The 18,649-nt window shown below is 65.0% G+C and carries 17 protein-coding genes; 9 read left to right on the plus strand and 8 right to left on the minus strand.

Annotated elements, in window-relative coordinates:
- Positions 1–276 precede the first annotated feature (276 nt).
- Together R2676_RS04555 and R2676_RS04560 are read left to right on the plus strand one after the other, a co-directional pair.
- Positions 277–1,422, plus strand: a complete 1,146-nt coding sequence (locus R2676_RS04555) for a collagen-like triple helix repeat-containing protein (RefSeq protein WP_206273943.1) — start codon at positions 277–279, stop codon at positions 1,420–1,422.
- A 162-nt stretch (positions 1,423–1,584) separates the two neighbouring features.
- Positions 1,585–1,893: a putative quinol monooxygenase gene (locus R2676_RS04560; protein WP_027679539.1), complete on the plus strand. Its 309-nt coding sequence runs from the start codon at positions 1,585–1,587 to the stop codon at positions 1,891–1,893.
- Positions 1,894–1,974: 81 nt separating this feature from the next.
- On the opposite strand, the gene prpF is transcribed toward R2676_RS04560, so the two are convergent.
- From prpF to prpB, 4 genes are all read right to left on the minus strand, one after another.
- Entirely contained in the window at positions 1,975–3,159 is a 1,185-nt protein-coding gene (gene prpF, locus R2676_RS04565; RefSeq protein WP_206273944.1) for a 2-methylaconitate cis-trans isomerase PrpF, read from the minus strand.
- Positions 3,156–5,753 (minus strand): Fe/S-dependent 2-methylisocitrate dehydratase AcnD, encoded by a 2,598-nt coding sequence (acnD, locus tag R2676_RS04570; protein ID WP_206273945.1) that lies wholly within the window; start codon positions 5,751–5,753, stop codon positions 3,156–3,158. Before acnD ends, prpF begins: the two co-directional genes overlap by 4 nt.
- A gap of 276 nt (positions 5,754–6,029) precedes the next feature.
- Positions 6,030–7,199: a bifunctional 2-methylcitrate synthase/citrate synthase gene (gene prpC / locus R2676_RS04575; protein WP_065859522.1), complete on the minus strand. Its 1,170-nt coding sequence runs from the start codon at positions 7,197–7,199 to the stop codon at positions 6,030–6,032.
- Positions 7,200–7,245: 46 nt separating this feature from the next.
- Complete coding sequence (gene prpB / locus R2676_RS04580) at positions 7,246–8,142, minus strand: methylisocitrate lyase (protein ID WP_027679535.1); 897 nt, start codon at positions 8,140–8,142, stop codon at positions 7,246–7,248.
- 195 nt (positions 8,143–8,337) lie between these two features.
- Here prpB and prpR point away from each other — a divergent pair, with 195 nt between their 5' ends.
- The 3 genes from prpR (at position 8,338) to R2676_RS04595 (ending at position 12,682) form a co-directional block, all read left to right on the plus strand.
- Positions 8,338–10,284: a propionate catabolism operon regulatory protein PrpR gene (prpR, locus tag R2676_RS04585; RefSeq protein WP_206273946.1), complete on the plus strand. Its 1,947-nt coding sequence runs from the start codon at positions 8,338–8,340 to the stop codon at positions 10,282–10,284.
- A 140-nt stretch (positions 10,285–10,424) separates the two neighbouring features.
- On the plus strand, positions 10,425–11,093 hold the full coding sequence (locus R2676_RS04590) for an HD-GYP domain-containing protein (protein ID WP_316856889.1): 669 nt from the start codon (positions 10,425–10,427) through the stop codon (positions 11,091–11,093).
- Between the two features lie 242 nt (positions 11,094–11,335).
- A complete protein-coding gene (locus tag R2676_RS04595) occupies positions 11,336–12,682 on the plus strand; it encodes a GGDEF domain-containing protein (protein WP_206273948.1) in 1,347 nt (448 codons plus the stop codon).
- Positions 12,683–12,705: 23 nt separating this feature from the next.
- Here the strand turns inward: R2676_RS04595 and R2676_RS04600 are convergent, their stop codons facing one another.
- Entirely contained in the window at positions 12,706–13,275 is a 570-nt protein-coding gene (locus R2676_RS04600) for a cysteine hydrolase family protein (protein ID WP_206273949.1), read from the minus strand.
- Between the two features lie 178 nt (positions 13,276–13,453).
- On the opposite strand from R2676_RS04600, the gene R2676_RS04605 reads away from it, so the two are divergent.
- Positions 13,454–14,761: a chloride channel protein gene (locus R2676_RS04605; RefSeq protein ID WP_206273950.1), complete on the plus strand. Its 1,308-nt coding sequence runs from the start codon at positions 13,454–13,456 to the stop codon at positions 14,759–14,761.
- 61 nt (positions 14,762–14,822) lie between these two features.
- Here R2676_RS04605 and R2676_RS04610 read toward each other — a convergent pair whose 3' ends face one another.
- Positions 14,823–15,302 (minus strand): VOC family protein, encoded by a 480-nt coding sequence (locus R2676_RS04610; RefSeq protein WP_206273951.1) that lies wholly within the window; start codon positions 15,300–15,302, stop codon positions 14,823–14,825.
- A 171-nt stretch (positions 15,303–15,473) separates the two neighbouring features.
- Complete coding sequence (locus R2676_RS04615) at positions 15,474–15,872, minus strand: RidA family protein (RefSeq protein WP_027679525.1); 399 nt, start codon at positions 15,870–15,872, stop codon at positions 15,474–15,476.
- 146 nt (positions 15,873–16,018) lie between these two features.
- Between R2676_RS04615 and R2676_RS04620 the strand changes: the two genes are divergently transcribed.
- The 3 genes from R2676_RS04620 (at position 16,019) to R2676_RS04630 (ending at position 17,672) form a co-directional block, all read left to right on the plus strand.
- Positions 16,019–16,933 carry a LysR family transcriptional regulator gene (locus tag R2676_RS04620; protein ID WP_206273952.1) on the plus strand — a complete coding sequence of 305 codons (915 nt, stop codon included), beginning with the start codon at positions 16,019–16,021 and terminating at the stop codon, positions 16,931–16,933.
- 86 nt (positions 16,934–17,019) lie between these two features.
- Positions 17,020–17,364: a toxin gene (locus tag R2676_RS04625; RefSeq protein ID WP_206273953.1), complete on the plus strand. Its 345-nt coding sequence runs from the start codon at positions 17,020–17,022 to the stop codon at positions 17,362–17,364.
- Positions 17,361–17,672 (plus strand): helix-turn-helix domain-containing protein, encoded by a 312-nt coding sequence (locus tag R2676_RS04630; protein ID WP_206273954.1) that lies wholly within the window; start codon positions 17,361–17,363, stop codon positions 17,670–17,672. Before R2676_RS04625 ends, R2676_RS04630 begins: the two co-directional genes overlap by 4 nt.
- Positions 17,673–17,729: 57 nt before the next feature.
- Here the strand turns inward: R2676_RS04630 and R2676_RS04635 are convergent, their stop codons facing one another.
- Positions 17,730–18,578, minus strand: coding sequence for a DUF2242 domain-containing protein (locus R2676_RS04635; RefSeq protein ID WP_206274003.1), 849 nt, complete (start codon positions 18,576–18,578; stop codon positions 17,730–17,732).
- Positions 18,579–18,649 lie beyond the last annotated feature (71 nt).

Raw genomic sequence — 18,649 nt, forward strand, 5'->3', positions numbered from 1 at the left:
GTAATTTAGAGCGCGACCTCCAAACATAATCTGCGCATTACGAAAGCGCGCGAACGTTTGCGCACCGGGAGGACTGCATCCCGGTGGTCATCTTCTGACGTAAATCGTTGTAATGACGCGGGTTTCCGGCGTTTGACAATGTTTGCAATTGACACGGCATCGGTGAATAGACTTAATTTCAACGTGCTATCCATTTAATCCGGAAATGCACCGATAAAACACCGAGTCGGGCGGGGCGGCGCATTATCAAGCGCATATTTGAAACGGGAGACAGACATGAAGACAATTCAACGAGGGACCCTGGTTTCGGCGGCCTTGGCCGGGCTGCTTGTGCTGGGCGGTTGCGCCAGCTCCGGCTCGGGCGACATGAGCGGCACCACCGGCAGCGGCGGCAGTTCGGCCAATAACGGTGGCGGCTCAGGTTCCAACGGCTCGGGCGGCACGACGACCACCGCATCGACCACACCCACCGGCGACGTGGCCAACAAGGGCGGCGGCGTGCTGACGGCCACGGGCGGTGCGGTCAGCGGGCTCGGTTCGACCATCGGCGGCAGCAATCTGCCCGGGGCATCGGGGTTGGGCAACGTGGTCGACAACGCAGGCAAGACGGTGTCGGCGCTGGGCACCGGCGTGCAGTCGGGCCTGGGCAGCATCGGTACCAACCCGAACCCGATCGGAACGACGGTATCGAGCACCGGCAACGTGGTGACGCAAGTGGGCAACACCGTCGATGCCACGGGCGGCCTCGTCAGCAGTCTCGGCACCGGACCGCTGCAGCCGCTGTCGCCGGTCACGGCACCGGTCGGCGGTGCGGTTTCGCAGGTGGGGCAGGCGGTGGCCGGCGCGGGCGGCACGCTCGGCACGGCCTTGTCGACCGGGCCGGTGGAACAGGTCACGCAGCAGCTCAGTTCGACCGTGGTGCCGCTCACCTCGCAGGTGACGACCGCCACGCAGACGCTGGGTAACGCGACGGGCCTGGGCGCTCCGGCAACCAATCTGCTGCAGACGGTGGGCGGCGGCGTGGCGAATGTCGGTACGTCATTGACGGCGACCAACGCGCCGGTCGTCTCCGGTTTGGGCGGTGTGGTTACGGCCACGGGCAACACGGTGGCTGCGTTGGGCGGCGTGACCTCCACGCCGGGCGGCGCAACGTCGGCCAACCCGCTGGCACCGATTACCGGTGCGCTCGGCGGCGTGGGAAGCGTGGGCGGCGGCAGCAATCCGCTGGGGAGCGTGACGGGCGCCCTGGGCGGTGCAGCCGGCGGCGGCACGACGGCCGGGGGTGCGACTGCGCCGGTCGGCTCGCTTGTCACCACCGTCGGCACGTCGCTCACGTCCACTGGGGCTGCGACGCCGCTGGCGCCTGTCACGGGTGCGGTGGGTGGCGCACTGACCACGGTGGGCGGCGCGTTGCACCACTGAGCGCAGGCAACACGGCGGGCCGGCCTGTGCGCCTGGCCCGTCTTCGAGCCGTTTCCGCTGCGTGCGGAACGGCGCGTACGCGTGTTCGTATGACGCGGCCTGCCGCTTTGCGCATACAGTAAGCCTGACCGCGCAGCCCCCCGCGCGTATCAGGAGACTTCAATGATCCAGCACGCATTGTTTGCCCGGCTGATTGCCAAACCGGGCAAGGAACAGGCCGTCGCCGATTTTCTTTCGGCGGGTCTGCAAATGGCCAACCAGGAAGCAACCACACCCATCTGGTTTGCGCTGCGCATTGCGCCCAATGTCTTCGGCATCTTCGATGCCTTTGCCAGCGAGCAGGATCGCCAGGCACATCTCGACGGCCCGATTGCCAAGGCGCTCATGGCAAATGCGGCCGAGTTGCTGGCCTCACCGCCCGAGATCGCGCCGATCGAGGTGCTCGGCATGAAGAACACCGGCGCAAGCTGATTCCGAGAGAAAAAAAGAAACCGCCGCATCCAGCCCTCAGCCGGATGCGGCGGTTTTGCTTTGCATGTGCGGTCCGCCGTTTCAGCCCGGCACGCGCACCCAGCCTTCCATCAACACGCGCGCGCTGCGGCTCATGATGGCCTTGGTGACCGTCCATTCGCCGTCCACGCGCTTGGCCTCCGCGCCCACGCGCAGCGTGCCGGACGGATGCCCGAAGCGCACCGCGCCACGTTCTCCACCGCCCGCTGCCAGGTTGACCAGCGTGCCCGGAATGGCCGCCGCCGTGCCGATGGCGACCGCTGCCGTGCCCATCATCGCGTGGTGCAGCTTGCCCATCGAGAGCGCGCGCACCAGCAAGTCCACATCGCCTGCGCCGACCTTCTTGCCGCTGGATGCCACGTAGTCCTTCGGCGGCGCGACGAACGCCACCTTCGGCGTGTGCTGCCGCGTGGCGGCTTCTTCAATGCTCTTGATCAGGCCCATGCGCACCGCGCCGTGCGCGCGGATGGTCTCGAACATCGCCAGCGCCTTCGCATCGCCGTTGATGGCGTCCTGCAGCTCGGTGCCGGTGTAGCCGATGGCCTCTGCGTTGATGAAGATCGTCGGGATGCCCGCGTTGATCATCGTCGCCTTGAGCGTGCCCACGCCGGGCACCTCCAGGTCGTCGACGAGGTTGCCGGTGGGGAACATCGCGCCGCCGCCGTCGCCTTCCTCTTCGGCAGCCGGGTCCAGAAATTCGAGCTGCACTTCCGCCGCCGGAAAGGTCACGCCGTCCAGTTCAAAGTCGCCCGTCTCCTGCACCGCGCCGTTGGTGATGGGCACGTGCGCAATGATGGTCTTGCCGATGTTGGCCTGCCAGATGCGGATGATGGCGACACCGTCTTGCGGCACCCGGCTCGCATCGACCAGCCCATTGCTGATGGCGAACGGCCCGACCGCCGCAGAGAGGTTGCCGCAGTTGCCCGACCAGTCGACAAACGGCTTGTCGATGGAGACCTGGCCGAAGAGGTAATCCACGTCATGGTCGGGGCGCGTGCTCTTGGCGAGGATGACCGTCTTGCTGGTGCTCGACGTGGCGCCGCCCATGCCGTCGATCTGCTTGCCATACGGGTCGGGGCTGCCGATCACGCGCATGAGCAACGCGTCACGCGCAGCGCCGGGCTGTTGCGCGGCCGGCGGCAAGTCCTGCAGACGGAAGAACACGCCTTTGCTGGTGCCGCCACGCATGTAGGTGGCGGGAATCTTCACTTGCGCGGGGTGGCTCATGCTGCTTCCTTGTTCGATTCCAAAAAGTCCTGCGCAAAGCGCTGCAGCACACCGCCGGCTTCGTAGATCGATACTTCCTCGTCGCTGTCCAGGCGGCACGTGACGGGCACTTCCACGCGTTCGCCGTTCTTGCGGTGGATGACGAGCGTGAGGTCGGTGCGCGGTTTGCGCTCGCCGATCACGTCAAAGGTTTCGGTGCCGTCAATGCCGAGCGTGAGGCGCGTGGTGCCCGGCTTGAACTCCAGCGGCAGCACGCCCATGCCGATCAGGTTCGTGCGGTGAATGCGCTCGAAGCCTTCGGCCACGATGGCCTCAACGCCGGCCAGGCGCACGCCCTTGGCGGCCCAGTCGCGCGAGCTGCCCTGGCCGTAGTCGGCGCCGGCAATCACGATCAGCGGTTGTTTCCGGTCCATGTAGGTTTCGATCGCTTCCCACATGCGCGTGACCTTGCCTTCCGGCTCGATGCGCGCCAGCGATCCCTTCTTCACCACGCCGTCCACCACAGCCATCTCGTTGATGAGCGTCGGGTTGGCAAACGTCGCGCGCTGCGCGGTCAAGTGATCGCCGCGGTGCGTGGCGTACGAGTTGAAGTCCTCTTCCGGCAGGCCCATCTTGGCGAGATATTCACCGGCGGCACTGCTGGCCAGGATGGCGTTGGACGGCGAGAGGTGATCGGTCGTGATGTTGTCCCCCAGCACCGCCAGCGGGCGCAGGCCCTTGAGCGTGCGCTCGCCGGCCAGCGCGCCTTCCCAATAGGGCGGGCGGCGGATGTACGTGCTCTGCGGGCGCCAGTCGTACAGCGGGCTCACGTTGGCAACCGACGCGCTGCGCTGCTCGAACATCGGGATGTACACCTTGCGGAACTGCTCGGGCTTGACCGATGCACGCACGATGGCATCGATTTCTTCGTCGGTCGGCCACAGGTCTTTCAGCAGGATCGGCTTGCCGTTGGCATCGGTGCCGAAGCTGTCGCGCTCGATATCGAAACGCACGGTGCCCGCAATCGCATAGGCCACCACCAGTGGCGGCGATGCGAGGAACGCCTGCTTGGCATACGGGTGGATGCGGCCGTCAAAGTTGCGGTTGCCCGACAGCACGGCCGTGGCGTACAGGTCGCGGTCGATGATCTCTTGCTGGATCTTCGGGTCCAGCGCGCCGCTCATGCCGTTGCAGGTGGTGCAGGCAAACGCGACGATGCCGAAACCGAGCTTTTCCAGTTCGTGCTTGAGGCCGGCTTCTTCCAGATACAGCTCAACGGCCTTGGAGCCCGGCGCCAGCGAGCTTTTCACCCACGGCTTGCGGGTCAACCCCAGGCGGTTGGCATTGCGTGCCAGCAGCGCCGCGGCAATCACGTTGCGCGGGTTGCTGGTGTTCGTGCAGCTCGTGATGGCCGCGATGATGACCGCACCATCGGGCATCTGGCCCGGCGTTTCTTCCCACTTGGCGGCGATGCCCTTGGCGGCCAGGTCGGTTGTTGCCACACGTGCGTGCGGGTTGGACGGGCCGGCCATGTTGCGCACCACGCTGGACAGGTCGAAGCGCAGCACGCGTTCGTATTCGGCGTGCTTGAGCGTGTCGGACCACAGGCCGGCGGTCTTGGCATACGTCTCGACCAGCTTGACCTGCTCGTCGCTGCGGCCGGTCAGGCGCAGGTAGTCGAGCGTGTTGTCGTCAATCGAGAACATTGCCGCGGTGGCGCCGTACTCGGGGGCCATGTTCGAAATGGTGGCGCGGTCGCCCAGCGTCAGCTTGGATGCACCTTCGCCGTAAAACTCGAGGTAGGCGCCCACCACCTTCTGCTTGCGCAGGAATTCGGTCAGCGCCAGCACGATGTCGGTGGCGGTGATGCCGGGCTGGCGCTGGCCGGTCAGTTCCACGCCGACGATGTCCGGCAGGCGCATCCACGAGGCGCGGCCGAGCATCACGTTTTCGGCTTCCAGGCCGCCCACGCCGATGGCGATCACGCCGAGTGCGTCGACATGCGGCGTGTGGCTGTCGGTGCCGACGCAGGTGTCGGGGTAGGCCACGCCGTCGTGCGCCTGGACAACGGGCGACATTTTCTCCAGGTTGATCTGGTGCATGATGCCGTTGCCCGCCGGGATCACGTCGACGTTCTTGAACGCGAGCTTGGTCCAGTCGATGAAGTGGAAGCGGTCTTCGTTGCGGCGGTCTTCAATGGCGCGGTTCTTGGCGAAGGCATCGGGGTCGAAGCCGCCGCATTCCACGGCCAGCGAGTGGTCGACGATCAGCTGCACCGGCACGACAGGGTTGACCTTGGCGGGGTCGCCGCCCTGGTCGGCAATGGCGTCGCGCAGGCCGGCGAGGTCGACCAGCGCGGTCTGGCCCAGGATGTCGTGGCACACCACGCGCGCTGGGAACCAGGGGAAATCCAGGTCGCGCTTGCGTTCGATGAGTTGCTTGAGCGAGTCGGTGAGGGTGGCTGGATCGCAGCGGCGTACCAAATTCTCGGCGAGGACGCGGGAGGTGTAGGGGAGCTTGTCGTAGGCGCCCGGTTGGATGGCTTCCACAGCCTCACGTGCGTCGAAGTAATCGAGCTTTGTGCCGGGGAGCGGTTTGCGGTGGGTGGTGTTCATGGTAGTGGTACATCCCTTGTTTCATCCCCTGCCGGGGCTGACTCACTTTCTTTGTCTTGCCAAAGAAAGTAAGCAAAGAAAGGCGCGCCCGAGATGGCGACTTCCCCTTGAATTTATGTAACCGTGCGGAGAAGGAGGCAAACTCGCTTCGCTCAAACAAGCCTCCTTCTTTTTTCCGCCCGCTTACAGAAATTCAAGGCGCCATCTAGGGCAGGAACGTCAACGGCCACACCGTCGGTGGGTTTGTGTTGACGTTCCTTTCTTCTTTCCTACTTCTTACGGGCGCTTGCCGATCGGTACGAACTTCAGGTCATCCGGGCCGGTGTAGTTGGCGCTCGGGCGGATGATCTTGTTGTCGATGCGTTGCTCGATGATGTGCGCGGCCCAGCCGGACGTCCGTGCGATCACGAACAGCGGGGTGAACATCGCGGTCGGTACGCCCATCATGTGGTACGACACGGCGCTGAACCAGTCCAGGTTGGGGAACATCTTCTTGATGTCCCACATCACGGTTTCCAGGCGCTCGGCAATGTCGAACATCTTGGTGTTGCCGGCTTCCTTCGACAGCTTGCGCGCCACTTCCTTGATGACCTTGTTGCGCGGGTCGGACACGGTGTACACCGGGTGGCCGAAACCGATCACGACTTCCTTGGCTTCCACGCGGCGGCGGATGTCGGCTTCGGCCTCGTCCGGGGTGTCGTAGCGCTTCTGGATCTCGAAGGCGACTTCATTGGCGCCGCCGTGCTTCGGGCCGCGCAGTGCGCCGATCGCGCCGGTGATGGCGGAGTAGATGTCCGAGCCCGTGCCGGCAATCACGCGGCCGGTAAACGTCGATGCGTTGAATTCGTGCTCGGCATACAGGTTGAGCGAGACGTGCATGGCATCGACCCACGACTTGGGCGGCTCCACGCCGTGCAGCAGGTGCAGGAAGTGGCCGCCGATGGAGTCGTCGTCCGTTTCGACTTCGATGCGCTTGCCGTTGTGGCTGTAGTGATACCAATACAGCAGCATCGAGCCGAGCGAGGCCATCAGGCGGTCGGCGATGTCGCGTGCGCCGGGGGTGGCGTGGTCGTCCTTTTCGGGCAGCACCGTGCCCAGCACCGACACGCCGGTGCGCATCACGTCCATCGGGTGCGCGGAGGCGGGCACCCATTCCAGGGCGGCCTTCACATTGGCGGGCAGGCCGCGCAGGGCCTTCAGCTTGGCCTTGTAGGCAGCCAGCTCGGCCTTGTTCGGCAGCTTGCCGTGCACCAGCAGGTGGGCGACTTCTTCAAACTCGCACGCGCCGGCCAGGTCGAGGATGTCGTAGCCGCGGTAGTGCAGGTCATTGCCGGTGCGGCCAACGGTACACAGCGCGGTGTTGCCGGCCGTCACGCCCGACAGGGCCACGGATTTTTTCGGCTTGAAGGCGCCTGCGTTCGGCGTGCTGTTATCGGCTTCGCTCATGGTGTGGTCTCCTTGGATGCGTTGAATTGGTTTGGATGCGGAGGCGTTATTTCTGTGCGGCAAACAGCGCGTCGAGCTTGTCTTCGTACGCGTGGTAGCCGAGATATTGATACAGATCGGCGCGCGACTGCATGGTTTCCACGGCCGCCTTCTGCGTGCCGTCACGCATCACCGTTTGATAGAAGTTGAGCGCCGCTGCGTTCATGGCGCGGTAGGCGCCGCAGCAGTACAGCGCGATGTCGACGTTGGCGCTACGCAGCTCGTCGGTGGTAAAGAGCGGCGTGCTGCCAAACTCCGTCAGGTTGGCGAGGATGGGCACCTTCACGGCGGCCTTGAAGCGGCGGTAGTCGTCCAGCGTCTTCATGGCTTCCGGAAAGATCATGTCGGCGCCCGCTTCCACGTAGGCGACGGCGCGCTCGATGGCGGCGTCGATGCCTTCGGAGGCGGCTGCGTCGGTGCGGGCCATGATGACGAAGTCGTCATCGGTGCGGGCGTCCACGGCGGCCTTTACGCGGTCGACCATTTCATCGGTGGAAACGACTTCCTTGCCCGGGCGATGGCCGCAACGCTTCTGGCCGACCTGGTCTTCCAGATGCACCGCGGCCACACCGGCCTTGATGAACGAGCGGATGGTGCGGGCGATGTTGAAGGCGCCGCCCCAGCCCGTGTCGATGTCGACCATCAGCGGGATCTGCACGGCGTCGGTGATGCGGCGGGCGTCGATCAGCACGTCTTCCATCGTGCTGATGCCCAGGTCCGGAATGCCCAGCGAGTTGGCCGCCACGCCGCCGCCCGACAGGTACACGGCCTTGAAGCCGGTCTGCTCGGCCATCTTGGCGGCGTAGGCAGTGATGGCGCCCACCACTTGCAGCGGTTGAGATTCAGCCACCGCAGCACGGAATTTGGCGCCGGCGCTGGTGGGGTGTCGTTGCGTTGTGCTCATGTGTGGCTCCAGAAAGAACGGCCTAGGAGAGCAGGAAGCGGGCCACCCTTGCAGGCCGACGTAACCCGTTGATTTGTATGGGTGTGACGTTGCCGCCCGCGCGCACTCGATTTCAGAAATGAAACTTGCGATTTCAATATGGAAACGCGCGGCGCATAATGCCCGGACTGCTGTTGTTCCCTGCCGCGCCGCACCATGAGCCCCACTGCAACCGACCTGACCGACCGCCCCCGCATCTGGGCCTGCGGCATCAGCCGCCTGAGCGATCTATTCCTCGACATTGCCGCCGAGTACAACGACCGCGCCGAGCTGCGCGTCATCACACGCGGCTTTGAAGACATCGTGCGCGAGATCGACGCCGCCGGCACCGACCGACCCGACGTGGTGGTGGCGGGCGGCTCCAACGGCGCCTATCTGAAGCCGCGTCTGTCGTTGCCCGTGGTCGTTATCAACCCGACGGGTTTTGACGTGATGCACGCGCTGGCCCGCGCCCGCCGCGATGCGGAATCGGTGGCGCTCGTCACCCATGGCGACACGCCCGAGGAGGTGCGCCGCTTTGTCGCCGCCTATGGCATGGACGTGGTGTTTGCCTCGTACACCTCGCGCCAGGGTGCGGAGAGCTGCGTGTTGGACCTGCGCGACCGCGGCGTGGGCGTGGTGGTCGGCCCCGGCCTGGTGACGGACCTGGCAACGCAGGCCGGCATGAACGCCGTGTTCCTGTATTCGCGCGATTCGGTGCGGGCTGCGTTCGATACCGCGCTGGAAGTCGTACAGGCCACGCGCCGCGAAACGCTGCGCCGCCAGCGGCTTGACAACCTGCTGCAGCACCTGCGCGACGGTGTGGTCGCACTGGATGCGCAGGGCCGCGTAGAAGCCATCAACCAGCGGCTGGCTACGGCGTTGGGTATCGAGGCCAAGCAGGCCATCGGGCAACCGCTGCTCAGCATCGCCCCCAACCTGCTGGGCTTGCTGCCCGATAGCGATGGCGACACGCTGGGCACCGTGCAGGGCGTGAACTACGTCATCCACCGCGGCCCGCTGGCGAGCGCTGGCGCGGGCGCCGCTGAAGGCACGGTCTTCACCTTCCAGGAATCCCGCGCGGTGGAGCGGCTGGACCGCACGCTGCGCTCACGCCAGCGCCCGCAGCAGTTCAGCGCGCGCTACCGTCTGGAAGACCTGGTGGGCGAATCGCTGCCGATGGAGCGTGTGCGTACGCTGGTCCGCCGCTATGCCAGATCCGACGCCACCGTGCTCGTGCTGGGTGAATCGGGCACGGGCAAGGAGATGGTCGCGCAGGGGATGCATCAGCTCAGCGCGCGGCGCGATTTTCCATTCGTCGCCATCAACTGCGGCGCGTTTCCCGAAGCGCTGCTGGAAAGCGAACTGTTCGGCTACGAAGAGGGCGCTTTCACCGGTGCGCGCAAGGGCGGCAAGACCGGGCTGATTGAAGCGGCGCACCGCGGCACGCTGTTCCTCGATGAAATCGGCGAGATGCCGCTGCCGCTGCAAAGCCGCCTGCTGCGCGTGTTGCAGGAGCGCGAGGTGGTGCGGCTGGGCTCCACCGAGCCCACGCGCGTCGATATCCGCGTGGTGGCCGCCACGCACCGCGCGCTGACGGATGCGGTGGAAGCCGGCACCTTCCGCGCAGATCTGTACTACCGCCTCAACATCCTCAGCATTGCGCTGCCCCCCCTGCGCGAACGGCCTGACGACGTGATGCCCCTGGCCGCGGAACTGCTCGTGCAGGCGGCGCGCCGCGAGCCACGTTTGCTGCTGCGCATTGCCGACACCGAAGACGCCGCCCGCGTGCTGGCCGACATTGCCGGGCCGCTGCGGCGTTACACCTGGGCCGGCAACGTGCGCGAACTACAGAGCGTGGTTGAACGGATTGCCGTGGAGCTGGCTTACACCGATGACACCGACACCATCACGCAAGATGTGCTGCGGTTGATTGCACCCGAAGTGTTTGCCCACGCCACGGCCGGCAAACCGGCAGCCCAGACGCTGCGCGAGCGCAGCCGGGGTGTTGAGGCGGAAGAGATCCGCGCAGCGCTGGCAGCCCACGGCGGCGATCGGGATGCCGTCTGCGCAGCCTTGGGAATCAGCAAGACGACGTTGTGGCGGCGGTTGCAGATGGGGTAGATCAAACATGAGCGCCGCGGGCGGTTGCGGTCGACCGGCGTGATGACTATCGTGCAGTCCTCCATCGAGCCTCACTGCGTGCCGACAGGCGCGCGACCAAGAAGGTCAACACCATGGCACAACAAAACCGCCCCCACATCATGCTCGCCAGCCTGACGCTTGCTGGCGCATCGCGTTATCCCTCGGCGCTTGGGCACCTCGTCCGGACAGCGGCCCTTGCGGCCTACCTGGCAAACGTTTTGGAACTGGACGACGCCGAGCAGGAGCGCATCTACCTGGTGGCGCCTGTGCATGACATCGGCAAGCTGGGCATTCCCGACGACGTGCTGTTCAAGCCCGCCTCGCTGACCGACGCAGAGCACGAGATCATGCAGCGGCACTCGAATATCGGCGCCGACCTGCTTGCCGGGACAGCCGATCCGCTGCTGCAAATGGCAGCCAGCGTTGCGCGCCATCATCACGAGCATTTCGACGGCAGCGGCTATCCGGATGGCCTTGCGGGGGAAGGTGTTCCGCTTGCCGCGCGCATCGTCGCCGTGGCCGACGCATTCGACGCCATGCTGGAGCCGCGCGTTTACCGCCCCGGCATGCCGGAAGACAACGCACTCCAGGCACTGGCAGACCAGAGCGGCCGCTACTTCGACCCTGCGGTGGTGGATTGCTTCCTGAAGAACGTATCCCGGGTGCGGCGCATTCGTGCCGCGACGGAAGACCTGGTACAGCAGTACGGCGACGTATCGGGTGTCATCCGGTTTTATGGCGGGCGGGGCCAATCCCCCGGATTTTTCCGGCATATCCAGGCGCTTTGATAGCGACGGCCGTGCGGCGCATTGCCCGGACACGGCGACACGCACAAGGCCCACAAAAGGCCTTTTCGAACGGTCATTTCAAACAGGATCGGGCTCTTCGGGCAGATGCTTGCCGCAACACCCAATTTGGCGGGCGTCAACCCTGCAGCGCAATGCCCACATAACCCTTCGGACGGCTTTCCGGTCGGCCCGGAACCGTGGAAAATCGCGCTCCAACCCCGCTCGCCAACCTGTAGTTCGGAATGACAGAAAACAATCCCTCGGAGACCGCCCGGCACGCCCTCAAGCTGCTGGCCTCACGCAGGTTGGCGCCCACGCCAGACAACTTCGCCTCGATCTATTACGAAATCGCTGGCGGCAAGCCCGACGCAGACGCACAGGATGCCGAGCGGGCGGCGCTCGTGCGTGAGTTGCGCGAGCAGCTGGCGCGCACGGTCGAATGCTGCCTGCCGGTGCTCGGCGAAGACGACGCCAGCGTCGGCCCCGCCGCCTGGGCGTTGATCCGGGCCTGCCGGTCCGAATTTGAAGGCCTCGGCAGCCTGAACAGCAAGCTCTCCACGTTCAACCACCGGTTGTCGCTGGCGGCGGAAGACCAGAGCGAGATCCGCCGGGCGTTGCTGAGTCTGCTGCAACTGGTGTTCGAAAACATCGCCGAGCTGTCATTGGACGACCGCTGGCTGCGCGGCCAGATCGAAGTTTTGATGAAGGCCAGCGAAGCGCCCGTGAGCCTGCGCCGGCTGGATGACCTGCGGCGTCGCCTCATGGAGGTGATCCAGAAGCAAAGCTCCCTGAAGAGCAAGTCGCTCGAAGCCCAGGAGGAAATGAAGCGGCTGCTGGCGGCCTTCATGGAGCGCCTGTCGGCCGCCGCCGAAACCTCCGGCGAGCATCACCGCCAGATGGAAGCCTGCGCCAAGAAGATCGAATCGGCCAACAGCATCGCCGACATCGCCCCGGCTATTCAAGACGCGCTGTCGGCCACGCGCTGGATGTCGCTGGAGTCGGCGCGCAATCGCGATGTGCTGTCGGCAATGAAGGTCAAGGCCGAAGAGGCGGCTGCCGAAGTGGCGCACCTGCGCAAGGCGCTCGACATGGCATCGGCGTCGGCGCGTCACGACCTGCTGACGGGCGCGCTCAACCGCAAGGGGCTGGAAGAAGCGCTGGAACGCGAAGTCGCCCGCGCGGCGCGCCAGAACAGCGCGCTCTCCATCGCCTTTCTGGACATCGACGACTTCAAGTCGATCAACGACACGCATGGCCATGGCTTTGGCGACGATGCGCTGTCGCACCTGGCCCAGGTGGCCCGCGAATCGATGCGCCCGCAAGACACGCTTGCCCGCTTTGGCGGCGAGGAATTCGTGATCCTGATGCCCGACACGCCGCTGGAAGAAGGCGTGCAGACCATCGTTCGCCTGCAGCGCGCGCTCACGCAGCGGTTCTTTGCCTCGGGCGACACGCGCCTGTTCATCACCTTCTCTGCCGGCGTGGCGGAAGTCGGCAAGGACGAACCGCCCATGGCGGCCATCCATCGCGCCGACCGTGGCATGTATCAGGCCAAGCGGGCCGGCAAGAACAAGGTGGTCAGCGCCTGAGCGCGCCGACCGCCCTTCGCCATTTACTCCAGCATCGATAGCGCATCGGCCAGCGACAGCACCGTCGTGCGCGACTCAAACGCCGTGGCAAACAGATGGTCGTGCACGACCGGGTCCGGGTCGTAGCAGCAGTCCTTCACGGTGAACAGGCGGTAGTCCGCATCGCTCGCATGTGCAATGGACGACAGCATCACGCCCGTTGATGCCACCCCCACCATGATCAACGTGTCGATGCCCTTGGCGGATAACCGCACCTGCAGATCGGTGCCGTAGAACACGCTGGCGCGGTGCGCGATGATGATCGGCTCATCGGGCTGCGGGCCGAGTTCCGGTGATATGCGGTCTTCAACGAACAGCCCCAGTTGCTTGACGCCTTGCCCGTTCTTGTTCAACGGGCTGACTTCCGGATAGCCGGGGCTGAAGTGGAACTTCGCAAAGTAGACGCTGATGCCCTTTGCCCGCGCCGCGTCGCACAGCGTGCGGGTGTTGGCGAGCAGCGTGGGCGCGACCGACGGAAACAACGCCATGATGTCGGTCTGGTAGTGCATGACCAACAACGCCGTTTGTTTGGGAACCAGCGCGAATGTCGACATAGGGCTACGCGGTGAGGGAAGGGAGGGCGGTCGACTCTATCACGCGCACCTGTGTGGATGCGCCGCAGCCGCAGGCCGGAATGCGCGGGTTTGGCGGACGTTCGTAGTCACCCCGCCGAAGGCTGGCTCAACCCCGGTCCTATAATCTCCGCTTCCCCCAAATCCCCCCTTCAGCCCCATGTTTTCTCCTCTCCACATCGCAGATCAATCCGTGCGTCGGGCCAGGAGACTCTGGGCAAACTACGGCATCTTCTGGCTCGGTGCCGTTCTGGTGGGTCTGGTGTCCGTCGCTTATGCAAAGGTCATCGATCTTGGGTTCGAGCTGTTTCGCGGCATCGTCTCGCACGCGTTCTGGCTGCCCATCGTCATCACCCCCCTGGGTGCGGCACTCGCCATCTGGCTGACGCGCCGGTTCTTTCGCGGTGCCGAGGGCAGTGGCATTCCGCAAGTCATTGCGGCGTTGGAAGATGGGCGGCTATCCAGTTCGCTGCTTTCGCTGCGGATCATGTTGGGCAAGATCGTCGTCTCGTTTCTGGGCATCCTGTGTGGCTTCACGATCGGGCGAGAAGGCCCCACGGTGCAGATCGGCGCCTCGCTCATGTACGCCATGCGGCGGGGCTATCGCCGAAGCAGCCAGCACATCGAGCGGCAACTTGCACTGGCCGGAGCAGCGGCCGGGCTTGCGGCTGCGTTCAATACGCCGCTGGCGGGTGTCGTGTTTGCCATTGAAGAGCTGACGCGCAGTTTTGTGGCGCGCAACAGCGGCACGCTCATCACCGCCATTATTTTTTCTGGCGTGGTCGCGCTGGGCCTGCAAGGCAACTACCTGTATTTCGGGCGCATCCAGGCGATCGGGCAGTTTCATCTGGCGTTGGTGCCCGTGGTGATTGGCGCCAGCGCCCTCTGCGGCGTGGTGGGCGGCGTGTTCTGCTGGCTGTTGCTCAACATACCCCGCTGGATGCCTGCGCGGCTGGTGGACATCCGGCAAAGGCAGCCGGTCTGGTTTGCCTTCCTGTGCGGTGTCGTCATCGCGCTGATTGGCCTGGTGTCAGGCGGCACCACGTTCGGCAGCGGTTATGCCGAAGCGCGGGGCCTGCTCGAAACGCATCAAGCCCTTTCACCGTTCTATGCGGTGCTCAAGTTCGGGGCGCTCATTGCGTCGTACCTGTCCGGCATTCCGGGCGGCATCTTCGCGCCGTCGCTGGCGATTGGGGCGGGGCTGGGCAACGTCATGTCGCTCGTGACATCGGCGATCCCGCTGCCGAGTCTGGCGGCGCTCTGCATGGTCGGCTACCTGGCGGCGGTTACGCAGTCGCCCATCACATCGTTTGTGATCGTGATGGAGATGATCGACGGCCACGAGATGGTCTTGCCGCTCATGGCCGTGGCGTTGTTGTCCAGCCAGGTTTCCAAGGCGTTGACGCCGTCGTTCTATCACACGCTGGCGCATCGGTTTCGTGCGGCGGTGCCGCGCCCGGCGGCGTAGGAAACCCGAGCCGGAGAGGCGCCGCGCAGTGTCCCTGCACGGCCTTCGGCACCCGGCAACGTCACCCCCGCCGCGCCGCCTCAATCGTGGCGATGTCAATCTTGCGCATCGTCATCATGGCGTCGAAGGCGCGCTTGGCCGCTGCGCGGTCCGGGTCGGTAAAGGCCGCGGTGAGCGCGCGCGGCGTGATCTGCCACGACAGGCCCCACTTGTCCTTGCACCAGCCGCAGGCGCTTTCCTGCCCGCCGTTGCTGACGATGGCGTTCCACAGCCGATCGGTCTCGGCCTGGTCGTCCGTGGCAATCTGGAACGAGAACGCCTCGCTGTGCTTGAACTGCGGGCCGCCGTTCAACCCCAGGCACGGAATGCCCGCCACGGTGAACTCCACCGTCAGCACGTCGCCCTCCTGGCCGGCGGGGTAGTCGCCCGGCGCGCGGTGCACGGCGGTGACCTTGCTGTCTGGGAAGGTCTTGGCGTAGAAGTTGGCCGCGTCCAGCGCATCGCGGTCGTACCACAGACAGATCGTGTTCTTGCTGACCATGCATGTCTCCTCAAGGGGCGGGCGCCGGCATGTGCGGTCGAGGCATTCCACAGGTTGCGCGCGCCCCTGATGTGACGTGGATACCATTGCCGTTGCGATTGCCGTGGCTTGCACTCTCTCACATTCCTACGGGTGCGCCGGGTACTGATTCTCGTAGGTTTGGCGCCCGCGTCATGCCGGCTCGGGCAGCTTGGCAATCACCTTGATCTCGAACTGGAAGCCGTACAGCCACGTCACGCCAATGCCTGTGAGCGTGGGGTAGGGCGCCTCGCCCCAATGCTCCCCGACCACCTTCCAGATCGGCTCGAACTGCGTTTCGGGGTTCACGATAAAAACCGTCACATCGATCACGTCTTGGAACGTGCAACCGGCGGCGGACAGGATCGCATTCAGGTTGTCGAAAGCCAGCCGCACCTGCTTCTGCAGATCGGGCTCGGGCGAGCCATCCGGCCGGCTGCCGACCTGGCCCGACACAAACAGAAAACCGTTGGAGCGGATGGCCGGTGAATAGCGGTTTTGCTCATACAGCGCTTGGCGCGCGGCCGGAAACACAACATCGCGTGCAGACATGAATCGCTTCCTTGCTGGGTAAAAAGGGTTGGGCTAATGGGCTGCGCAGCCAGGGCACTGTATGCATTCGCACCCCGCGAATAAACCACCCATGCCTACAATCACTGTTTGCCGTTGCCAAACAATCTTCCGAGTCAGGAGCCGACGTGGACCGTTTCGATGCACTGCAGGCCTTCGTCCGTGTGGTGGAGGCCGGCAGCTTTACCAAGGCTGCGCAGACGCTGGAGATCAGCAAGACCACCGTCACCCAACTCGTCCAGCAGTTGGAGGCCCGCTTGCGCGTGAAGCTGCTGAACCGCACCACGCGCCAGGTCAATGTCACCGCCGATGGCGCTGCCTACTACGAGCGCGCCGTGCGCCTGCTGGCCGACCTTGAAGACGCCGACACCAGCCTGTCCACCGCATCCGCCGCCCCGCGCGGGCGCCTGCGTGTGGATGTGCCCACCCCGTTTGCAAGGTTGATCCTCGCGCCCGCCTTGCCCGAATTCCACGCGCGGTATCCCGACATCCAACTTCACATTGGCGCGAGCGACCGCATGGTCGACGTGATTGGCGACAACGTCGATTGCGTACTGCGCGGCGGCGACCTTGCCGACTCTTCCCTACAGGCCCGCCGCGTGGGCGCGTTGCAGCTTGGCGTGTATGCGGCACCGGGCTATCTGGAACAGGCCGGCACGCCCCTGCACCCCAGCGAGCTGGAAGACCCGCGCCACCGCGTCGTTGGTTTTCTGAGCACGCTTAGCGGCAAGCTCCGGCCGCTCACGCTGCAGCGTGACGACGAAACCTTCAACGTGAGGGCGCGCTATGTGGTGGCGCTGGATGACGGCAATGCCTACCTGGCGGCCGGCGTGGCCGGGATGGGCGTGGTCTGGTTGCCGCACTACATGGGCGAGCCGCACGTGGCGCGCGGTGAACTGGTACCGCTGTTTGCCGATTGGCACCTCACCCCCATGCCGATGTATCTGGTGTTTCCGCCCAACCGGCATGTCAGCGCCAAGCTGCGGGCGTTCATGGGCTGGGTGGATGCGTTGATGGCGCGTCATGCGCCGTTGGTGGGTTGATTCCGGCCGCTAAGGCTTGTGCACACTAAACAATCAGAATCCACCCAATTGAAACTATACGCAAGGAACGTATAGTTTGTGGCATCATGGAAGCCACCTTCATAGAGTTGCCGCCGTTTCAGCGGCTACGAGAGCACTACCTCTCGGATGACGAGTACAGAGCACTGCAATACACCCTGCTTGCCCAGCCGGATGTCGGCGATGTGATCAAGGGAACTGGGGGTTTGCGCAAGATGCGGTTTTCAGACAAGCGACGCGGCAAGGGCAAACGCGGCGGTCTGCGCGTTATCTATTACTACTGGGATGCGGGCGGGCAGTTTTGGATGTTCGCCGTCTACGACAAAGACGAAGCGAGCGACCTTTCCAGCGAAGAGCGCAAAAGCCTCGCGCAGTTGCTGGAACGAGAAGTCAAAGCAAGGAGTCGGCGATGAAACGAAACCTGTTTGCTGAACTGAAAGAGGGTATGGACGCGCTTGCCGCAGAACGCGAAGGCAAGGCGACCCTGCGCAAAGTCAAAGCAATTGCGCCAGAGCCTGTGGACGTGAGCGCCGAAGAGATCAAGGCAGTCCGCGCGGCTGCACATGCCTCGCAGGCTGTGATGGCGCGGCGCTTGCGCGTGAACGTGCGGACGTATCAGAACTGGGAGCAGGGCACCGCCAAACCGAATACACAAGCGGCGGTACTGATCAAGCTGGTAGAGAAGCATCCGGAAACCCTGCAGATGCTCGAAGCGCTTTAATACGACGCCCAACAAAAAAGCCGCCCCAAAGGCGGCTTTGTTTTTTGATGGAGCCCCTCAGCTCGCCCCACCCGTCGTCGAACTGGCGGGTTCAGACGCAGGTGCCGCTGCGGGCGCGGGTGCTGGCGGCGCGGTCACCGCAGGCGCCGATGCCGGTGCAGCCTCAGCAGGCGCCTTCGGTGCCGGCGCAGCCGCCGGAGCCGAAGCTGGCGCAGGGGCCGCTACCGGCACAGGCGGCGCGGCCGGGGTGGGCACCACGGGCGTCGTCATCTTCATCGGCTCGCCTTGCGGGGTGGGGGCGGGCTCGGGCAGCGGGGCCACGTGTTCCTTCTCCGCCGCCTTGGCGACCTTCTGATCCTTGCGCGCCGGGTCGACCTTCAGGAAGTGGTCGACCAGGTTGAAATAGCGCTCGTAAAACACCCCGGCCGGAATCGTCTCGCTGGCCACCTTGACCATCGAATCGTCCCCCGAGCCGATGGGCAGCGACACCGAGCCCAGGATGCTCAGGCCCACGCTGGCCGACGTGCTCGTCTTCTTGAGCGCGTAGCGGTCTTGCACCGCGTTCACATAGGCCGTGCTGGAGGTGCCGTCTGCATTGGCCTCTGCGCACACCACGTGGAACGAGATCACCACGTGCGAATCGTTGCTCGGCTGGAAGTTCTTGCTGCCGTCGATCGTGTCCGGGCGCGGCGAAGTCGACACATAGCCCTGGCTCAGCAGCGCGCGGCGTGCCGCCTCGCACGTCGCATCGGACTTGGCGTGGAAGGTGCGCGCATAGGGGCTTGCCGCCGCATCGAACTGCTCCTGCTGATAGAGCGGCGTGGGCGCAGAGCTGCACGCCGCCAGCGCGGCAGCGATGCTGGTAGCAGCACACAAAACGGACAACGGACGGAAGCGGTAGGGCATGGCGTTGGGCAAAAGGGGCTCGGCCGGATGGTGGAGCGGGCCGGTGGCGCCACTGCAGGTGCGGCGCAAGT

The organism is Ralstonia flatus (assembly GCF_958439105.1).
Classification (GTDB): Bacteria; Pseudomonadota; Gammaproteobacteria; order Burkholderiales; family Burkholderiaceae; genus Ralstonia; species Ralstonia flatus.

Excerpts from the sequence above, each read along its gene's own strand:
- R2676_RS04635 (WP_206274003.1), bottom strand. The coding sequence starts at position 18,578 with ATGCCCTACCGCTTCCGTCCGTTGTCCGTTTTGTGTGCTGCTACCAGC.
- R2676_RS04555 (WP_206273943.1), top strand. The coding sequence starts at position 277 with ATGAAGACAATTCAACGAGGGACCCTGGTTTCGGCGGCCTTGGCCGGG.
- R2676_RS04625 (WP_206273953.1), top strand. The coding sequence starts at position 17,020 with ATGGAAGCCACCTTCATAGAGTTGCCGCCGTTTCAGCGGCTACGAGAG.
- R2676_RS04605 (WP_206273950.1), top strand. The coding sequence starts at position 13,454 with ATGTTTTCTCCTCTCCACATCGCAGATCAATCCGTGCGTCGGGCCAGG.
- R2676_RS04590 (WP_316856889.1), top strand. The coding sequence starts at position 10,425 with ATGCTCGCCAGCCTGACGCTTGCTGGCGCATCGCGTTATCCCTCGGCG.
- prpB (WP_027679535.1), bottom strand. The coding sequence starts at position 8,142 with ATGAGCACAACGCAACGACACCCCACCAGCGCCGGCGCCAAATTCCGT.
- acnD (WP_206273945.1), bottom strand. The coding sequence starts at position 5,753 with ATGAACACCACCCACCGCAAACCGCTCCCCGGCACAAAGCTCGATTAC.
- R2676_RS04630 (WP_206273954.1), top strand. The coding sequence starts at position 17,361 with ATGAAACGAAACCTGTTTGCTGAACTGAAAGAGGGTATGGACGCGCTT.
- R2676_RS04560 (WP_027679539.1), top strand. The coding sequence starts at position 1,585 with ATGATCCAGCACGCATTGTTTGCCCGGCTGATTGCCAAACCGGGCAAG.
- R2676_RS04610 (WP_206273951.1), bottom strand. The coding sequence starts at position 15,302 with ATGGTCAGCAAGAACACGATCTGTCTGTGGTACGACCGCGATGCGCTG.
- R2676_RS04615 (WP_027679525.1), bottom strand. The coding sequence starts at position 15,872 with ATGTCTGCACGCGATGTTGTGTTTCCGGCCGCGCGCCAAGCGCTGTAT.
- R2676_RS04600 (WP_206273949.1), bottom strand. The coding sequence starts at position 13,275 with ATGTCGACATTCGCGCTGGTTCCCAAACAAACGGCGTTGTTGGTCATG.
- R2676_RS04595 (WP_206273948.1), top strand. The coding sequence starts at position 11,336 with ATGACAGAAAACAATCCCTCGGAGACCGCCCGGCACGCCCTCAAGCTG.
- prpR (WP_206273946.1), top strand. The coding sequence starts at position 8,338 with ATGAGCCCCACTGCAACCGACCTGACCGACCGCCCCCGCATCTGGGCC.
- prpF (WP_206273944.1), bottom strand. The coding sequence starts at position 3,159 with ATGAGCCACCCCGCGCAAGTGAAGATTCCCGCCACCTACATGCGTGGC.
- prpC (WP_065859522.1), bottom strand. The coding sequence starts at position 7,199 with ATGAGCGAAGCCGATAACAGCACGCCGAACGCAGGCGCCTTCAAGCCG.